General features: G+C 61.6%; 20 protein-coding genes (1 of these 20 running past the window's edge). 6 read left to right on the top strand and 14 right to left on the bottom strand.

Annotation, left to right across the window (positions count from 1 at the left end; all coding sequences use genetic code 11):
- Window positions 1-4: 4 nt before the first annotated feature.
- Window positions 5-1,000, bottom strand: a complete 996-nt coding sequence (locus OOT43_RS07215; protein ID WP_266024159.1) for a class I SAM-dependent methyltransferase — start codon at window positions 998-1,000, stop codon at window positions 5-7.
- Window positions 1,001-1,231: 231 nt separating this feature from the next.
- Here OOT43_RS07215 and OOT43_RS07210 point away from each other — a divergent pair, with 231 nt between their 5' ends.
- Together OOT43_RS07210 and OOT43_RS07205 are read left to right on the top strand one after the other, a co-directional pair.
- Entirely contained in the window at window positions 1,232-2,383 is a 1,152-nt protein-coding gene (locus OOT43_RS07210) for a helix-turn-helix transcriptional regulator (RefSeq protein ID WP_266024158.1), read from the top strand.
- A 140-nt stretch (window positions 2,384-2,523) separates the two neighbouring features.
- Window positions 2,524-3,051 (top strand): REP-associated tyrosine transposase, encoded by a 528-nt coding sequence (locus OOT43_RS07205; RefSeq protein WP_266024157.1) that lies wholly within the window; start codon window positions 2,524-2,526, stop codon window positions 3,049-3,051.
- A gap of 100 nt (window positions 3,052-3,151) precedes the next feature.
- Here OOT43_RS07205 and OOT43_RS07200 read toward each other — a convergent pair whose 3' ends face one another.
- From OOT43_RS07200 to creB, 5 genes are all read right to left on the bottom strand, one after another.
- The gene (locus tag OOT43_RS07200; RefSeq protein WP_266024156.1) at window positions 3,152-3,877 is read right to left on the bottom strand and encodes an RES family NAD+ phosphorylase; all 726 of its coding nucleotides are present in this window, start codon (window positions 3,875-3,877) and stop codon (window positions 3,152-3,154) included.
- The gene (locus OOT43_RS07195; protein WP_266024155.1) at window positions 3,837-4,217 is read right to left on the bottom strand and encodes an MbcA/ParS/Xre antitoxin family protein; all 381 of its coding nucleotides are present in this window, start codon (window positions 4,215-4,217) and stop codon (window positions 3,837-3,839) included. Before OOT43_RS07195 ends, OOT43_RS07200 begins: the two co-directional genes overlap by 41 nt.
- Window positions 4,218-4,334: 117 nt before the next feature.
- Entirely contained in the window at window positions 4,335-5,705 is a 1,371-nt protein-coding gene (creD, locus tag OOT43_RS07190; RefSeq protein ID WP_266024154.1) for a cell envelope integrity protein CreD, read from the bottom strand.
- A gap of 247 nt (window positions 5,706-5,952) precedes the next feature.
- Complete coding sequence (creC, locus tag OOT43_RS07185) at window positions 5,953-7,380, bottom strand: two-component system sensor histidine kinase CreC (RefSeq protein WP_266024152.1); 1,428 nt, start codon at window positions 7,378-7,380, stop codon at window positions 5,953-5,955.
- Window positions 7,377-8,078, bottom strand: coding sequence for a two-component system response regulator CreB (gene creB / locus OOT43_RS07180; RefSeq protein ID WP_266024150.1), 702 nt, complete (start codon window positions 8,076-8,078; stop codon window positions 7,377-7,379). Before creB ends, creC begins: the two co-directional genes overlap by 4 nt.
- Before the next feature lie 169 nt (window positions 8,079-8,247).
- On the opposite strand from creB, the gene OOT43_RS07175 reads away from it, so the two are divergent.
- On the top strand, window positions 8,248-9,204 hold the full coding sequence (locus OOT43_RS07175) for a PQQ-dependent catabolism-associated beta-propeller protein (RefSeq protein ID WP_266024149.1): 957 nt from the start codon (window positions 8,248-8,250) through the stop codon (window positions 9,202-9,204).
- Between the two features lie 39 nt (window positions 9,205-9,243).
- Here the strand turns inward: OOT43_RS07175 and rapZ are convergent, their stop codons facing one another.
- From rapZ to OOT43_RS07135, 8 genes are all read right to left on the bottom strand, one after another.
- Complete coding sequence (gene rapZ, locus OOT43_RS07170; protein ID WP_266024148.1) at window positions 9,244-10,131, bottom strand: RNase adapter RapZ; 888 nt, start codon at window positions 10,129-10,131, stop codon at window positions 9,244-9,246.
- Between the two features lie 70 nt (window positions 10,132-10,201).
- Window positions 10,202-10,498 (bottom strand): ribosome hibernation-promoting factor, HPF/YfiA family, encoded by a 297-nt coding sequence (gene hpf / locus OOT43_RS07165; RefSeq protein ID WP_266024147.1) that lies wholly within the window; start codon window positions 10,496-10,498, stop codon window positions 10,202-10,204.
- Window positions 10,499-10,530: 32 nt separating this feature from the next.
- A complete protein-coding gene (locus tag OOT43_RS07160; RefSeq protein WP_266024146.1) occupies window positions 10,531-11,994 on the bottom strand; it encodes an RNA polymerase factor sigma-54 in 1,464 nt (487 codons plus the stop codon).
- A gap of 87 nt (window positions 11,995-12,081) precedes the next feature.
- On the bottom strand, window positions 12,082-12,807 hold the full coding sequence (gene lptB / locus OOT43_RS07155) for an LPS export ABC transporter ATP-binding protein (RefSeq protein ID WP_266024145.1): 726 nt from the start codon (window positions 12,805-12,807) through the stop codon (window positions 12,082-12,084).
- 4 nt (window positions 12,808-12,811) lie between these two features.
- Window positions 12,812-13,324: a lipopolysaccharide transport periplasmic protein LptA gene (lptA, locus tag OOT43_RS07150; protein WP_266024144.1), complete on the bottom strand. Its 513-nt coding sequence runs from the start codon at window positions 13,322-13,324 to the stop codon at window positions 12,812-12,814.
- Window positions 13,311-13,838, bottom strand: coding sequence for an LPS export ABC transporter periplasmic protein LptC (lptC, locus tag OOT43_RS07145; RefSeq protein WP_266024143.1), 528 nt, complete (start codon window positions 13,836-13,838; stop codon window positions 13,311-13,313). Before lptC ends, lptA begins: the two co-directional genes overlap by 14 nt.
- A gap of 44 nt (window positions 13,839-13,882) precedes the next feature.
- Window positions 13,883-14,425 (bottom strand): KdsC family phosphatase, encoded by a 543-nt coding sequence (locus tag OOT43_RS07140; RefSeq protein ID WP_266024142.1) that lies wholly within the window; start codon window positions 14,423-14,425, stop codon window positions 13,883-13,885.
- 40 nt (window positions 14,426-14,465) lie between these two features.
- Window positions 14,466-15,458: a KpsF/GutQ family sugar-phosphate isomerase gene (locus OOT43_RS07135; protein ID WP_266024141.1), complete on the bottom strand. Its 993-nt coding sequence runs from the start codon at window positions 15,456-15,458 to the stop codon at window positions 14,466-14,468.
- Window positions 15,459-15,655: 197 nt separating this feature from the next.
- Between OOT43_RS07135 and OOT43_RS07130 the strand changes: the two genes are divergently transcribed.
- The 3 genes from OOT43_RS07130 to tyrS all read left to right on the top strand — a co-directional run.
- The gene (locus OOT43_RS07130) at window positions 15,656-16,063 is read left to right on the top strand and encodes a septal ring lytic transglycosylase RlpA family protein (protein WP_266024140.1); all 408 of its coding nucleotides are present in this window, start codon (window positions 15,656-15,658) and stop codon (window positions 16,061-16,063) included.
- Between the two features lie 63 nt (window positions 16,064-16,126).
- Window positions 16,127-16,519 carry an iron-sulfur cluster insertion protein ErpA gene (gene erpA / locus OOT43_RS07125; protein WP_449406831.1) on the top strand — a complete coding sequence of 131 codons (393 nt, stop codon included), beginning with the start codon at window positions 16,127-16,129 and terminating at the stop codon, window positions 16,517-16,519.
- Between the two features lie 197 nt (window positions 16,520-16,716).
- Window positions 16,717-17,540, top strand: partial view of a tyrosine--tRNA ligase gene (gene tyrS / locus OOT43_RS07120; protein ID WP_266024139.1) — the 5' portion only. The gene runs 370 nt beyond the window's last position; the window shows 824 of its 1,194 coding nt (coding positions 1-824); its start codon is at window positions 16,717-16,719; its stop codon lies off the right edge, out of view.

Below are 17,540 nucleotides of genomic sequence, written 5' to 3'. Positions count from 1 at the left end.
CTGCTTATTTGTGCGTCAACTGCACGCCCGTAGCATGGTACCGGGGTACTGTTGTATGAACAGGAGCTTCGTCGTTGCGATTTTTCACTGCCTCGACAAATACGATATTTTTGTCGGGGTCGAACGTTGTGATGAGACTTTCCACTTTGTTCTGGGGCAGCGAGTCAAAAAGTCGCAAGAGTTCGTCGCTGCTGCGAAAGATCAAGTGCCAATCCATGTAGCTCTCCATGTAGCCTATATCCGGTATTTGGGGCAGGAAATTCGCCACAAGCATCCGGCCGCCCGGCTTCAAGAAGCTGAACATGTGCTCGATGAGTCGCTGAGCGATATTGTCGGGTAAATAGTCAAATAGCCCGGCGGCGTAGACGAGCGACAATCCGTTGAATTTGATCTTTCCATTGAGAATTTGACGGACAGAGCCAACCGACGCGGACACGTTGTAACGACCGTACTCGCGCTGAATGAGGGCGACACTTTCCTTGTCCTGATCGATCGCATAGAGGCGGCCGATCTGGCCATTCAGCGCTGCACGACTCAATTCGATCTCCCGCAGATGTCCTGCGGCTATGGAAAGGATCAAGGGCTCGTTTTCTTTGGCGGCTGTTTCATCAATATAGCGAGCGAGCAACTCGCGCCGGTAACGCACCGCTCGGGCGGCTGGGGCGTTCAGTGTAAATTTGGCGATCTCTTCGGCTATTCCGTCGAGCTCGATGTTTCGCGCACTGATCCCGTGGTAAATAAGATCGATCAATCCAGCATCGCCCGCATACCCTCTGGGTTTGGTGAAGGAATGCCGGGTGAACGGGCAGGAGTGCACGGCCTCCTTGACCGGGTGGGTTAGCGCTTCTGCGGCGACGAACTTGCGCCAGTCCTCGGGAGGCATCGCCATGCGTTTCGCGAACAGTCCATTGATCACCGTAGCAATGCCGTCCTTGATTTCGCCTTGAGAAATGAGCGAGTAAGCGTCATCCAAGAACGTGTCGATATTGACGTTAGCCATCGTCGATTTCCCTCCCTCTCCGGTTCTTTTAAATTTTTATCGTTCATCTCGCCGGGGCCACGGATTTTGCCTCAGCCACGGATCCGCGATTGACCGCTTGCGAACTGAATCTACAGTCCTCGGTACGACAAAAACATCATCAATCTTGATGATGTTTTTTCTGGCGATTTGTGGTAGGGGCTGCCCGAAATGCCGTATGCTTCGCGAGGACTTTCTTTCGGAGCATTCGTCGTGACGCGGGAAGACGAGTTGGACGGGCTGATCGGAACGCTATACGAAGCGGCGCTGGAGCCTGAATTGTGGCGAGAGGCGATCGAAGGCCTGTTACGGATAGTGGACGCGCAAATCGGGCATTTGTACTTCTTGGAACGGAACAGCGGACGGGTCACCAGCTCGATTATGCTGGGGCCGGGACATCAAAGGGAGGACATCGAACAGATCGATGCGGATTATTCCGCCTACTATCGAACCATTGATCCGCGGCAGGCGGTCGCGGCACGCGCCGCTGTGGGCGAGTGGATTCTGTGCCACGAACACTGGGACGAAGCTTTCGTGCGCCGCAGCGAGTTCTTTAACGATTTCCTGATTCCCTCCGGCATGCGTTATTTGCTCGGTGCTCGTGTCGGCGATATGGACGAGCATTCGGTCTTTATAGGAATACTCCGCGCCGTGGGCCATCGCCCTTTCGGCGAAATCGAAGTCGGTCGGATCAAGCGCATCGAACATCATCTGGCACGGGCGGCGCGGCTGTACTTCAAGTCCGAAGGGCTTCGGCGGAAGCTGGACAGTGGTTTGGCGGCATTGGACGCGCTGGATTTCGCGGCGTTGATCGTCGACCAGGTCGGGGCGGTCCATTTCGCCAATTCGGCGACCGAGGGCCTGCTGAGACGAAAGGGAGTCGCACTGAAGGTCAGGGCCGGCCGATTGTCCCATGCTGCGACCGAGATCAACGTGCGGCTTGAAGCTTTGTTGCGGGAAGCCGTTGTCGGAGGTAAAGGCGGGGGAATGCGTCTCTCGCGGGGCAGGGAGAGCTTGGATCTGCATCTGCTGGTGGTACCGCTGTCGGCACGTTCGCGCCTGGCCGCGCCCTGGCAGATGCCGTTGGCGCTGGTGCTCGTGTCAGACCCGACGACTCGGCGAATGCCACCGGACCGTTTTTTGCGTCTGCTGTTCGGGCTGAGCCCAACGGAAGTGCGGCTCGCGGAGGCGCTGGTAGCGGGGCTGAGCCCAGGGGAGTATGCGGCAGGTGCCGGCGTTTCAATGAATACGGTGCGCACCCAGATTCGGTCCATGTTCGAGAAGACACGCACCCGTCGCCAAGCCGATCTGGTGAAGCTGCTGACGTCGCTTCCAGCGATTCGGTTGGACGGTGAGATTTTGTAACGATGACGCGAAACCGGGCTGGCCGGAGTGAGCGCGAAATGCGCAATACCGGCAATGCGCTCCGCCAGGACCGTAGGGCGGGTTAGCGTACTCGCGTAACCCGCCTTCCGGGAGGCTTGCCAATGAGGCAAACTGGCCCCATGCCCAACTATATTCGTGCTTATGTTCCCGGTGGTTCGTATTTCTTCACGGTGGCGTTGCTGGAACGCCACCGTCGCTTGCTGACCGAACACATTGATGTCTTGCGCGAAGCCTTCCGTTCCGTGCGGAATCAGCGCCCGTTTCGTATTGACGCCGTTGTTATACTTCCCGAGCACCTCCATTGCCTTTGGACCTTGCCGCCGAATGATGCGGACTTTTCGATCCGCTGGCGTTTGATCAAGTCGTCGTTCGCCCGCGCCATGGCGCCGGGGGAACGGCTCTCCGCTCGAAGGCAAGTAAAACAGGAACGAGGTATTTGGCAACGGCGGTTTTGGGAGCACGCCATCCGGGATCAACGGGATTTCGATGCTCATTTCGACTATATCCATTACAACCCGGTCAAACATGGCTGGGTGCGGCGTGTCGCCGATTGGCCGCATTCGAGTTTTCATCGCTGGGTACGTTTGGGGCTGTATCCCTGGGATTGGGCGGCCACGCTGGACGTTCGGGAATGGGATTTGGAGTAGACGCACCGTCTCAAAAGGCGGGTTACGCTACGCTAACCCGCCCTACTCCAATGAAGTCCACCAGGAAACCCGTGAGCAGGCAGCGGGTGTCGATTCTTCGCTAGACCTCGAACACCCAGCTTTCCCTTTCCAATTGCCGTTGCCAGACGATCCGGCCGGGGGGCTGAATCAGCAGGTTCCAGGTCTGTTGGTTGTTCCGGAAGGGTTCGGGTGCCGACTTGAAAACTTCAGGCGTCAGCAAGGCCAGGCAGAATCCACCGGGATCGCGGACCGATTCGTAGCGGATGGTTGCGATGCCGGCATCCCGCGCCTGCTCGGCAAGAGCTTGCGTCGCCGCATAGTCGGAGGGATGCGTCCAGGCAGCCCGATTGGACGACAGCGGCGGGCGGGAGAGGTCGATCGCCTTGTCGGCGGCGGCGGCGAATTCGAACAGGGTCAGCTCGACGGTGGCGGAGCGGCCCGAGAGTCCTTCGCTGTCCAGCCAGAACCGGAGCCGCCAGTAACCGCATTCGGCGCAGGCCGTTTTCCTTTCCTCCGCGCCGTAGAAAACACCGGGATCGGTACGCCGCCGGAATCGTGACCCGCCCGGCAGCGGCCAATAGCGAAACGGTGTCGCCAGCAGCCAGTGCAGGCCTTCGGCGGCGGCGGGGAGGCGGGGCTTCGCCTCGTCGAGGAGATCTTCCAGCAGCGATTGATCGTCCAGTCTGCCCGCCGCCAGATGCATGGTGGCGACGCGATGCTGGGCTTCCACCGCCCGCCATCCGGTGCCCTGCCAGGGGAAGGCTTCAGATGCGAGCGCGGTGGGCGTCCAGGTATTCGCAGGCATGGATGAGGCCGTCGATGCGTCTGATCATGTCCAGCGGACGTTGTCCGTCGAAGGCGCGGTTGGCGGATTTCAGCCAGCTCCGGGCCAGTTCGTCGTCGCCGCCGACCAGGGAGGACAGGGAGCGGTACAGGCGGACGAAGTGGACGGCGAGTTCCCATACCTTGCCGCCTTCGGGCAGGGCGTAGCGGCCGTTCAACAGGCGGGAGGCGGTGGGCTGGCTGGCGCCGATGATGTTTTTCAGGTCGCTGGAGCCCACCCCTAAGCGGCGGGCCGATTCGACGACCGCCTGGGTGAGGACGCGGGAGCGGTCTGTAGCGGGGGCGGACTCGGGTTGCGGCATGGCGGATACCCTCTCGTGTCTATTATTCATAAGAATAAATACACCGTATATTTAATGCAATGAATAAAAGCGTTCCGGCCAGGAAGGAGGCTGGCCGGAACACGATACGGGGCCGGACTAGCCGTTTCCTCCTTGAACGGCTCCGCCTTGCGGCTGGCCGATCCGGTACCAGTCCAGCTTGCGGGTGAAGACCATGGCCGTCGCCAGCAGGGCGAACAGCAGCAGCGATCCCAGCATCAGGGCGTTGTCTTCGGATTGCAGCAGTCCGTAGAGGGCGGCGAACAGGCCTGCCAACAGCCCGCCCGAGGCCAGACCGCGGCGTGCGCCGGCCAGGACGGCGCTCATGTAGTAGGCGATCAGGCCGACGCAGGCGATTGCCGCGATCAGGTAAGCGAGCGCGAAGGCGATATGTTCCGAGAGGCTGAGGAGCAGCAGGAAGAACATCGCCAGGGCCAGGCCGACCAGGGTGTATTGAGCGGGATGGATGGACATGCGCTTCAGGATTTCGAAAAAGAAGATCGCGGCAAAGGTGAGGCCGATGAACAGGAAGCCGTACTTGGTGGCCCGGTCGGACAATGAATAGATGTTGATCGGGTCGACCAGCTTGAGGCCGAAGCTGTCGTAGCAGGCGATCGGGCGGCAGCGGCCCAGGTTTTCCGCCACGTTGGAGGCGAGCGAGTTGACCGACCACTCGGCGAGGAAGCCGTCCGGGCCGATCCGCTGGGATTGCGGGTCCGGCAGGAAGCGGCCGTGGAAGCTGGGGTGCCGCCAGGGCGAGGCCAGGGTGACGCGGGTCTGCTTGCCCGCCGGGACGAAGTCCAGTTCCTCGATGCCGCGCAGTTTCAGGGAGAACGCGAAGGGCAGGGTGGCCGGCCCGGCTTCGACCGGCTGCGGCCCGAGCTTCACGTGCATGCCGCTGACCTCGTCGATCGGCAGGTCCGCGCCTTGTTCGAAGGCATGGCGTGTACCGTTCCAGTCCAGCCCCGGCGCTTCCAGCACGCCGCGCATGTCGGCCAGGACCACGGCGACATGGGGCGTTCCGAAGACGATGCGGCCATTATGCCTGGGAGCGGGACTGCCATAGCCGGCGGGCAGGACGAAATCGCCCCGGAACTCGGCGCCCAGGACGTAGGAGCGCACCTTGAACAGGCCGCGCTGCTTGGTCTCGGTCGCCAGCGTTCCGTCGATGTCCAGGTGGTCCGGCAGAAAGTAGAGTGCGTGGGTCTCGACATGCTGCGTCTCTTCCAGTTTGCGGACGCCTTTCTCCGTGGACTCGACGACCTCGGTCCAATACTCGCTGTAGGGCACGGCCAGCACCGGCCCGAACACGCGCTGGGGGCCGGCGGAGCTGGCGGCGATGTCGGACACGACCGCTTGCTGCCGGTAGGTGCGTTCCGACACCAGGTTTTCGATCATGCCCAGGGGAACGAGCAGCAGCAGCATGAGGCCGATCATCATGGCGGATTTGAACCAGAGGACTTTTTGCATGGCGGTGACTCCCGATTGTGGTGGATACGCGGAGTCAGAATGGGCCGCCGGGGTGAGGGGACGATGAGGCGGATGTGAAGTGGAGGTGAAGCTTTGGAGTAGGATGTGCCGACGTTAGGAGGCGCATCGATCGCGACCTGATGGGCTTCGTGCCTCAGCCCATCCACATTTTCTTGGAGCGGCGGAGCCGTGCGGTCGGCTGTCCTTCCTGTTGATTCGCCGTGCCTCGGCCAATATCCTGCGCCGGTTACATCGCCGGCAAGGCGAGTACTGCCTCAGCTCCGCCGCCTTCGGCGTTCCCCACGGCGACATGCCCCCGATGCAGCAGGGCCACCTCGCGCACGAAGGCTAGCCCTAAGCCGGTGCTCTTCCGGCCGGTGTCCGGGCGGGGCAGGGAGTAGAAGCGCTCGAACAGCCGCCCTGTGGCGTAGTCCGGGATGCCGGGGCCGTGATCGCGGATGCGGACGACCGCTTCTTCGCCCCTCCGCTCGGCCCCGATTTCGATGCGTCCCCCTGGGGGCGAGAATGCCAGGGCGTTATCGAGCAGGTTGGCGAACGCCTGCCGCAGCAGAAAGCCCTCGCCCAGCACGCTCAGCGCCGGTTCCGCCTCGATCTCGACTCTCACGCCGCTTCGGGCGAACTGTGCGGTCTTGTCCTCGACCACCGTTCGGAGTAATTCGGCCAGATCTACCGGTGCAGGGTCGGACAAGGCCTGGCGATGCTCCAGGGCCGCCAGACCCAGCATGCGTTCGATCAGTTGATCCAGCCGCTCCGCCTGTTCACGGACGTTGGCGGCGAAGCGGTGGCGGTCGGATTCCGGCAGCGGTTCCTCGAGCAGTTCGGCGGCGCCCCGGATGGCGGCCAGGGGGCTCTTCATCTCGTGGGTCAGGGTTTGCACGTAGCGTTCTGCGTACTGCTTGCCTTCCAGCGCTTCGCGCATGGTTTCCAGCGCCTGCGCCAGCGTCGCCATCTCCGCGCTGCGCAGTTTCGGCGGCGTGGCCTTGCCTCCAGACGCCACGGCGCGGGCGAAGCCCACCAGCAAGTCGATGGAGCGGGTCAGCCGCCAAGTGAACAGCGCGCCGAAGGCCAGCGCCGCGCCGAACAGCCAGAACGCGCCCCGCCGCACCGCCGCCTCGCTGTCTTCTATGACGGGCTGCAGCAGCGCGGACGGATAGGCCACGGTCACCACCCCGATCAGCCGCCCCCCGTCCCGCACCGGCGCCGCCACGTGCAACACCGAGCTGGCATTGTCGCCGGGGTCGGCCAGGGAGGACCGCGCCCCGTAGCGCCCCTGCAGGGTCAGATAGACATCGTTCCAGCGCGAATAATTCGCCCCCAGCGCCTGGTGGGCCGAGTCGAACACCACGATGCCCTGGGCATCGGTGACGTAGACCCGGTAATCCAGGCTGCGCTTGGAGAAATGAAAGATGTCGGCGGCGATCGGCCGGGTGGCGTAGCGCTGAATCGCAGCCGCGAACGCGCCATCGCCGATCCGGCCCGCGCGCAAATCCGGCGCCGCCAGTTCGGCCAGCAGGTTGGCCGTATCCACCAGGCTGGCCTCCAGAGCCGTCCGGACGCCGGGACTGATCTGCCGCACCACCAGCAGCAGCACCAATTGCCCGGCGACGGCGACGAGGAAGAAATAGCCGAGGAACAGCCGGACCGAGAGCTTCACGAGAAGCGCCCGATGTCCAGGCTGTAGCCCAGGCCGCGGTGGGTGCGGATGGGATCGCAGGCCGGGTCGACCATCCGCAGCTTGGCGCGCAAGGTCTTGATGTGGGTGTCGACGGTGCGGTCGAAGACCTCCGCCGGGTCGCGCCAGACCCGCTCCAGCAATTGCTCCCGGGAAAAGATGCGCTCGGGGTGCTCGATCAGGAGTTTCAACAGCAGGAACTCGTAGCGCGTCAGCTCCAGCAGCCGGCCCCGGTAGCGGATGCGCCCGCCATCGCCGTCCAGCTCGAACGGCATCGCGTCGTAGCCGTTGGACCTGCTTTCCGCAAACATAGCGGGGGACTGGCGGCGGAGGATGACCCGGACCCGCGTGACGACCTCCCGCGGGCTGAAAGGCTTGGTGACATAATCGTCCGCCCCGATCTCCAGGCCGACGATGCGGTCGATCTCATCGCCCCGCGCCGTGAGAAAAATCACCGGCAGATCGGAAAACCGCCGCAGCTCCCGGCACAGCTCGAACCCGTCCCCGTCCGGCAGTCCCACGTCGAAGATCGCCAGCGAGAAAGCCTCCGACCTGAGCCGGGCGATGGCCGCGCCCGCCAGTGCCACATGCACGGGCTCGAAGCCTGCGTTGGCCAGCGCGTAGACCAGCGTATCGGCGATCGCGGGTTCGTCTTCGACGAGGAGGATGCGTTTGGGCATAGCGGAACGAAGTGAGGTGCGCAGGGTCAAGATTATGGCCCAAAGCGGGTTCCGGTTTCGGAGTGCCTCATTCGTATGCTTGGAAATCGGGAGATTTTCCGTTGATCCTCGCGGCTCATCGATGAAGAATGCCCGGTTTTCCATCTCCAGTGCACGGAAAACTCCCGTTATGAAAAGCACTTGCTTCGCGCTCTTGCTGTCCTTTGCCGTTCCCGCGCTTGCCGATACCGTCTACGTCAGCCTGACGAAGGAAGATGCCATCGCGGTGGTGGACGGCTCGACCGGGGAGAGCCGGGGTCGGGTCAAGACCGGCGCCCATCCGCGCGGCTTAGTTCTGAGTCCGGACGGCAAGCGCTTGTTCGTCGCGCTCGCGGAAGACGCCACCGTTGCGGTGATCGATACCGTTACCCAGGAGGTCGCCGCCAGGCTGCCGGTGGACGAGAGCCCTAAATCCATCGCACTGGACCCCGCGGGACGGCTGCTCTATGCGACCGATGACGCGGCTCAGCGGATCAACGTCGTCGACATCGTCCGAGAGCATGTCGTGAAGCGGATCCCGGTCGGTGCCGAGCCGGAAGGGGTGTCGGTGAGCCCGGACGGGCGCTGGGTGATCAGCACCAGCGAAGGCGAAGATGTGGCGTATTGGATCAATACGGCCAAGCAGGCGGTGGTCGATCTGAGCGCCGTTGCTGCGCGGCCCCGCGCTTCCCGTTTTACCGACGATGGGCGGCAGCTCTGGGTCAGCTCGGAAAACGCCGGCACGGTAACAGTGATCGACGTGGCCGATGCGCATCAGGTGAAAAAGATCGCTTTCGATTTGCCTGACTTACCGCGCGATGCAGTGAAGCCGGTGGGCATTCGCATCGACAAGGGCCGCCGTTTTGCGTACATCGCCCTGGGGCGCGCCGGACGGATCGCGGTGGTCGATGCGCAGCGGCTGGAGGTGGTGGATTATCTGCCGGCAGGGCCGCGCGTTTGGAACCTTGAGTTCTCGCCGGACCAGCGCCGCCTCTACGCGGCGAATGGCGGCAGCGGCGATGTGTCCGTCATCGATCTGGAAAGCCGGCGCCTGCTGAAGACCCTGGCGATAGGGCAGGGCCCTTGGGATCTGGCTGTCGGGCCCTGAGCGCATAGATCCGGCTCCGGCGATACCGGAAAAGCGGGGTCAACGCTTGAGAGCGGTGTCGGCGGGGCTCTCGGGCAACTCCCTGTGCCGGATAAGGAGGTTGTAACGATCGCTGCGGAGGCGCTGCGCCAGGGCCTCGACCAGGTATACCGAGCGGTGCTGGCCGCCGGTGCAGCCGATCGCGACGTTGAGATAGCTGCGGTTTTCCGCCAGGAAGCAGGGTATCCAGCGCTCCAGAAATGCCGTGAGGTGGTCCAGGTAGTCGTGAACGTCGGCGCTTTCCGTCAGAAATTCGACGACTTCCGGATCTTTGCCGGTCTTGGGCCGCAGGCTGGCCGTCCAGTGCGGATTGGGCAGGCAGCGGGCGTCGAAGACGAAATCGGTGTCCATCGGAACGCCGTGTTTGAAGCCGAAAGACTGGAGACAGAGCGACATGAGGCGGCCGCTCGGGATGCCTAAGCGCTGGCGGACCAGTTCGCGCAGTTGGTGGACGGTGGTATACGTGGTGTCGATATTGAGGTCGGCCCGGCTCAGCACCGGTTCCAGCACGCGCCGTTCCAACTCGATGGCTTCGGCCAGCGGAACCGAGGCGTCGGTGAGCGGATGCTTGCGGCGGGTTTCGCTGAAGCGCTTGAGCAGGGTTTCCGGCTCGGCCTGGAGAAACAGTATCCTGCAATCGACCCCCAGCCGCCGGGCCGTATCCACGATCTCCGGGAAGCCGGTCAGATTTGCACTCTGGTTTCGGGCGTCGATCCCGATGGCGATCTTTTCGAAGGCGCTCGACTGGGAGGCGATGGCCTGCTGGAGGAATGGCTCGATCAGCGGCGCGGGCAGATTGTCGATGCAGTAATAACCGCAGTCCTCCAGCGTATCCAGGGCGATGCTTTTGCCCGAGCCCGAGAAACCGCTGACGATGATGAGCCGCATCTTGAGACTACCCGGGGTCTTGCTGTGGTCATTCCACCGCAGACGGTATCACCCGGCGGTGACGGCCCGGTTACGGGCGGCCGTGATCGTTGAGTTTTTCCTTGTGCTTGATGATCTGCCGGTCCAGCTTGTCGACCAGGCCGTCGATGGCGGCGTACAGGTCTTCCTGGACGTCCTCGGCGAACAGGTTCGCACCCGTCACCTGTACCGTGGCCTCGGCCTTCTGCAGCAGTTTTTCGACCGACAGGATGACGTGGACGTCCAACAGCTGGTCGAAATGGCGTTGCAGCTTCTGGAACTTTTCGGTTGTGTAATTTTTCAGGGCGTCGGTGACGTCGATGTGATGTCCGCTGATACTGAGCTGCATGAGGTTCTCCAGGGGTCGTAACTGCCTAAGGCTTAGAACAACTGTTTTCTTTCGTTGGAAGGCGGAATGCCCATCGCTTCACGGTATTTGGCGATGGTTCGCCGCGCGACGTTGATGCCCTTGTCTTTCAGCATGCCGGCGATGGCATGGTCGCTCAGCGGCTTGGTGGCCTCTTCCTTGCTCACGATTTCCCTGAGGAAAGCCTTGATCGCGGTGGCTGAGCATTCTCCGCCGGAATCCGTGGAAACGTGGCTCGAAAAGAAATACTTGAATTCGTAGATGCCGTTGGGCGTATGCATGTACTTCTGGGTGGTGACCCGCGAGATCGTGGACTCGTGCATGGAGACTTCCTCGGCGATGTCGCGCAGCACCAGGGGTTTCATCGCGGTTTCGCCGACATCCAGGAACTCGCGCTGGCGGTCCACAATGGCGCGCGCCACTTTGAGCAGGGTTTCGTTGCGGCTCTGCAGGCTCTTGATGAACCAGCGCGCTTCCTGCAGGTGATTCCGCATGGTGACGTTGTCCGAACTGCTGTCCGCCCGTCGGATCAGGCCGCTGTAATAGGGGTTGACGCGCAGCTTGGGGGCGATTTCGGGATTGAGTGCGACGGCCCATTCGGCGCCCTGCCGATAGACGAAAACGTCCGGAATGATGTACTGGTAGTCGTCGAGTTCGACCGAGCGACCCGGTTTCGGGTCCAGGGACCTTACGAGGCGGATCGTTTCCGCGAGCTCGTCGTCGTCCAGTTCCAGCGCTTTCTTGAGCCGGACCAGGTCCTTCTTTGCGAGCAGGTCGACGTGATGGCTGACCAGTTCGATGGCTTGGGCTCGGTAGGGCGTGTCCTCCGGCATCTGCTGCAATTGGATGCGCAGGCAGTCAGCCGGGTTTTCGGCCGCGATGCCGGGCGGATCGAAGTTCTGTATGCGGTGCAACACCGCTTGGACTTCGTCCTGTTCAAGATTTTCGAGTTGCGAAGTCAGCCCTTGGTGTATGCCTTCCAGATTGGTGTCCAGGTAGCCGTCGTCGTCGATTGCATCGATGATGGCGGTCGCAATGGCATGATCCCGCTCAGTGAAAGGCGTGAGTTCCATCTGCCAGCGCAGGTACTCCTGGAGGCTCTGTCCCTTGCCGCGCTGCCCCAGGAAATCCTCGTTTTCCGGCTCTGTCCCCCCGCTCGGCGCATAGCTGTGTACGCCGTCGAAGACGTCCTCCCAGGACGAGTCGACCGGCAGCTCGTCGGGAATGGTGGTCTGGGTGTCGAGGTCCGGGAGTTCGCCGTAGCTGGGTTCACTATGGGTGACAGGTGTCTCGTCGGCTGCCGCGTCGCGGACGTGCTCTTCCTCGTCGGTGACTTCCAGCATCATGTTGGAATCCAGCGCCTGCTGGATTTCCTGCTGCAATTCGAGCGTGGACATCTGCAACAGCTTGATGGCCTGTTGCAGCTGCGGGGTCATGGCCAGTTGCTGCCCCAGCCGAAGTTGCAGTGATTGTTTCATGATCGGTCTAACGTGCTGTCTTCCAGTGTGGTGCGATAATTGCTTATATGTTAACGCAATGCGCCCCCAACGATAAAGCCGTTTCGCTCAAAGCGAAAAACTGTCTCCCAAATAGACTTGCCTGACCTCGCGATTGTTCACGATTTCGGTCGCATTTCCTTCTGCGATGACCCGCCCCGCCGCGAGGATGTAAGCGCGGTCGCAGATGCCTAAGGTTTCGCGCACGTTGTGTTCTGTGATCAGGATTCCAATTCCGCGGCTTTTCAGGTGTTCGATGATATTGCGGATGTCTATGATGCTGATCGGGTCGACCCCCGCGAAAGGCTCGTCGAGAAGCATGAAGCGGGGTTCACAGGCGAGGGCGCGGGCGATCTCCACGCGCCGCCGTTCGCCGCCGGAGAGGCCGGCGGCGCGCTGGTCCCTCAGGTGGGAAATACTGAATTCCTCCAGCAATTCTTCGATGATCAATTCCTGCTGTCCGCGCGTCAGATCCGGGCGGAATTCCAGCACCGCCCGCAGATTGTCGGCGACTGTCAGCTTGCGGAAAATCGACGGCTCCTGAGGAAGGTAGCCCAGGCCCAGCTTCGCTCTTGCGTGCATCGGCATGTGGGTGATAGGACGCCGGTCGATCGAAATGGTTCCGTGGTCCGGTCGTATCAGTCCGACGATCATGTAGAAGCTGGTCGTCTTGCCGGCGCCGTTCGGGCCGAGCAGGCCGACGATTTCTCCGGTATCGATCGACAGATTGACGCCATCGACGACGGTGCGCCGGTAATAACGCTTGCCGAGGTTTTCCGCGCTCAGTGTGGTCATCGGCTTACTTCGGGCTCTTGGTTTCCGCCTTGGGCGCCAGCTTGACGTGCACGCGCGACTTGTTCGATTGCGGATCGCCCGCCTTCACGAAATTCTTGCGGCTGTCGTATTCGATCCGGTCGCTTTCGGTGGAATCACCGCCCTGCCAGACCACGGCCTTGTCGTAAAGTATGAGAATGCCGGTTTCAGGAAAGTATTCGGCGCGTTGGCCGGTGCCGTGGATGTCCTCTTTGCCGCCGTCCGGCGTCTGCTTCAGCCGGACCGGGTTTGCCCAGGCCACGACCTTTTCGGTTTTTCCGCCCTTCTGGTAGACGATCATCTTGTCCGAGTCTACGATCAGGCTGCCCTGGGTCGAGCGCACGTGGCCGATGTACACGGTTTGCCCGGTGGCCTCGTCATAGGTGGCGGTGTCGGCCTCGATGTAGATCGGCTGCTTGGCGTCGCTGGAAAGCCCGAACGTCAAGCCTGGCCAGAGGCATGAGAGGACGACCAGCGTTCTCGTTCTAGCGCACGTCATGTTTTCTGCGGACATTGGAGAGGATGGTGATTTTGAGTTGATCGCCGAAATGAACCTGGGCGCCTTTACCGGACAGGAAGTCTGGATCGCTGACGACTTCGACAGGGTCGGCGGTCTCGGCGTAGTCCCGGCTGGGATCGACCACGGCGTTGCTCGTGATCACCCGGATTGCCCGGCCGTTCCGGTCCGTGTCCCGCTGAATAAGCACCGCGCCTTCCAGGGCAATGGTCCCGTCCGGACGGATGGTGCCATGTTCGGAAGAAACGACCCAGGGAGGATTGTCCTCTTTCGAAAACATGGTGTACACCGGCGTCGTCAAGTCGGTTCTGTCGTCGTCGATGTAGTGCGTGAGTACCGGAGCCACCAGCAAATTCTTCGCCTTGCCGTTCTCATCCAGGGAGGTTCGCCGGATGTTGAGGGAGAAGTAGTCGACGGTACCGTGTTCGGCATTCGCACCGCCATCTTCCTTGGGCTTGATCCGCTGTGCATACCATGTGCTGCCCAGTGCCGCCAAGATGAGCACGGCGATCGCGACGATCTGCTGACGCGTCAGGGTGATCAGAGGAACCTCGCCATTGCCGCATCGAGCGTGCCTTGGGCATGCATGATCAGGTCGCAGACTTCCCGCGCGGCGCCGGCGCCTCCGGTTCGGCTGGTCAGCCAATGCGCGTGTTCGGCGGCGAAGGGATGGGCGTCGGCTACCGCCACGGCGAGGCCTGCGCGTCTGAACAGGGGAACATCCGGCAGGTCGTCGCCGACATGGGCAATTTGAGCGTCGGACAGGCCGAGTTCGGTCTTGAGCCGGCCGAAGGCCTCGAGCTTGTCATCGAAGCCCTGAAAACAGTGCTTCACGCCCAGGCTTTCCATGCGGCGCTGCACGATCTCCGATTTGCGGCCGGAAATCACTGCGACCTTGACGCCGCTTTCGTGCAGCAGCTTGATGCCGAGGCCGTCCTGGGTATGGAAAGCCTTGTACTCGCTGCCTTGGATGTCGAAGAACAAGGTGCCGTTGGTCAGCACGCCGTCGACGTCGAAGATTGCCAGGCGGATGGCCGCGGCGCGGGTCAGGACGTCCCGGCTAGCTTCGAAAGGCCGTTTCATGGGCAGTGCCGGGCAGAGCATCGGCATTCGCGCGGATCACTCACAAAACCCCCGCGCGCAGTAGGTCGTGCATGTTTATCGCTCCGACCAGCCGCCCGTCTTCCACAACCGGAAGGGCGTTGATCCGCTTCTGTTCCATGATCCGGACGGCTTCCGCGGCAAGCAGGCTGCTTTCGACGGTCACGCAGGGCCGGGTCATCGCGGCGGCGATCGGGGTCGCGTGAATATCCTGAGCCTTTTCCAGCAGGCGGCGCAGGTCGCCGTCCGTGAAGACGCCTTGAACGGTGCCAGCGCCATCGACGATCGCCGTCATGCCGAGCTTCTTCGCCGTCATTTCCAGCAGTGCGTCCCGCACGCGGGCCTCCAGGCCGACGACAGGCGTGTCGTCGCCCGTATGCATGATGTCGCGGACGAAGGTCAAGAGGCGTCTGCCGAGGCTGCCGCCGGGATGGGAAAACGCGAAATCTTCCCGCGTGAAGCCGCGCGCCTCGAGCAGTGCAACGGCCAAAGCGTCACCCATGGCCAGCGCGGCCGTGGTGCTCGAGGTCGGCGCCAGTCCCAGCGGACAGGCTTCTTCCCGGACTCCGGTGTTGAGGTGGATGCCGGCCTGGCGGGCCAGGGTGGACAGGCTGTTGCCCGTCATGGCGATCAGCGGAATCCCCAGCCGCTTGATCAGCGGCAATATGGTCAGAAGCTCCGCCGTTTCGCCGGAATTGGAAAGCGCCAGTACGACATCGTTGCGGGTGATCATACCCAGATCGCCGTGGCAGGCTTCCCCAGGATTGACGAAGAACGCCGGAGTGCCAGTACTGGCGAGGGTCGACGCAATCTTGCCGCCGATGTGGCCGGATTTACCCATGCCGGTGACGACGACGCGGCCGCGGCAGCCGAGAATCAGCCGGCAACCGGCAGCGAAATTCGAGTCGATGCGGTCGGCCAGAGCGCTTATCGCGGCGGCCTCGGTGTTGATCACGTTGACACCGAGCGCACAGAGCGCGAGGTCGTCGAACGTCAGATGCTGTGGGTTCCCCATGGATGGTGATATTTGCTGTGTGCGCCAGGAATTATGCCATATCCTTCGCCGTGTGCCCGTTGCCTTCCAAGTCCTGCAGGGTGCATCTCATTCGCCGTAAGGTCATAAGGGATTGCATCGAAGGTTGCTCTGAACTGTGAGTCTTGTTTATCATGAGGCCGCAGTATCCCAACGCAGCTCTTGCAGGAGGTTGATTGATGCAAGTGAACGGCAAGATAACGCAGGGCGTTTTGTCGCTCGTGCTGGCAGCCAGTTGCCATTTGGTTCAAGCCAAACCGCTTCATGAAAAGCATGAAAAAAGAGACCGCAGTGTAGGATTGGCGTCCTACTATAGTGACCGGTTTCACGGGCGGCGGACCGCAAGCGGTGAACGCTACAACCGCAACGCACTAACGGCGGTGCACAATTCCTTTCCTTTTGGCACCCTTCTAAGGGTAACGAATCTCAGAAACCAGCGCAGTGTGCTGGTTCGCGTCAACGACCGGTCCTCGCGCCGTCATGGCCGGCTTCTCGATCTCTCCAAGCGTGCCGCAAGAGAGTTGGGCTTCGTCGGGGCGGGGCTCACGCTCGTTAAGCTCGAAGTCGTCGAACTGGGTACGGGGTAGCCTGCGCCTCCTTTGTCTTTCGGGCGTATCGAATCCTGATCCGTATTCGGGCGAATTTAATTCTTGACGGTCACGCTGGGAATATTCTATCGTTTTGATTTTGATAGAGTGTGGTGCAATATGAACGCGGAGACCATCAAGTTTACCGACAGCGCGGCCAATCGTGTGAGCGAGCTTCTGGCCGAAGAGGACGATCAAAACCTCAAACTGCGCGTTTATGTGACGGGCGGTGGATGTTCGGGATTTCAGTACGGCTTTACATTCGACGAAGTCGTCAACGAAGACGACACGGTCGTCGAAAAGAACGGGGTCAGTGTGCTGGTCGATCCCATGAGCCTTCAATACCTCCAGGGCGCTGAGATCGACTATACCGAAAGCGTTTCCGGCTCCCAGTTCGTCATCCGGAATCCCAATGCAACGACGACCTGTGGCTGCGGTTCCTCGTTTTCCGTCTGACGGCATTTCTCCCGTTCTAGCTCACGGCGACGTCTGGATTTTCGCTGGGCCGGGTCCTCTTGGCGGTTCGGGCCTCCCTCCCGCCGGGTCGCGTTTTCCCTTATCCTAGCTCGCTTTTGGCCGGTCTTGCACCGGGCATGCTTCCATGGTGAAGCCGGCCGCGCCGAATCAACCTGAGCGACCCCCGAAGACGTTCCATGAATGACGTAATGACCCAATTGCTGCGCGGTACCCAGGAGGTGCTGCGCCAGGAAGATCTGCAAAAGCGCATCGAAAGCGGCAAACCTCTGCGGATAAAGGCCGGCTTCGATCCCACCGCGCCGGACCTGCATCTTGGGCATACCGTGCTGTTGAACAAGCTCAAGCAGTTCCAGGACCTAGGGCATGAAACGATCTTTCTCATCGGCGACTTCACCGGCATGATCGGCGACCCGACGGGAAAGAACGTTACGCGCAAACCTCTGACGCGGGATGAGGTCATCGAAAACGCCAAGACCTATGAAGAGCAGATCTTCAAGGTGTTGTGCCCGGAACGAACGCTGGTCATGTTCAATTCCAGTTGGATGAACGCGATGACCTCCGCCGATCTCATCCAGTTGGCCGCGAAGCACACGGTCGCCCGGATGCTCGAACGGGACGATTTCGCCAAGCGCTATGCCGGCGGACAGCCGATCTCCATCCACGAATTCCTGTACCCGCTGATCCAGGGCTACGACTCCGTCGCCCTCAAAGCCGACGTCGAACTCGGCGGGACGGATCAGAAGTTCAATCTGCTGGTAGGGCGCCATCTGCAGGAAATCTACGGCCAGACGCCTCAGGTAGTGATGACCATGCCGATACTTGAAGGGCTCGATGGCGTCCAGAAGATGTCTAAATCGCTGGGCAACTATATTGGCATAGCCGATCACCCGGATGACATGTTCGGAAAAATCATGTCGATATCGGACGATCTCATGTGGCGCTATTACGAACTCCTAAGCTTCGCGCCCATGGCCGAGGTCGCGCGCTGGCGGCGGGAATG

It is taken from the genome of Methylococcus mesophilus (assembly GCF_026247885.1).
GTDB lineage: Bacteria > Pseudomonadota > Gammaproteobacteria > Methylococcales > Methylococcaceae > Methylococcus > Methylococcus mesophilus.
The sequence above is the reverse complement of the archived record's forward strand: the minus strand, read 5'-3'. Positions and strand labels throughout refer to the sequence as shown.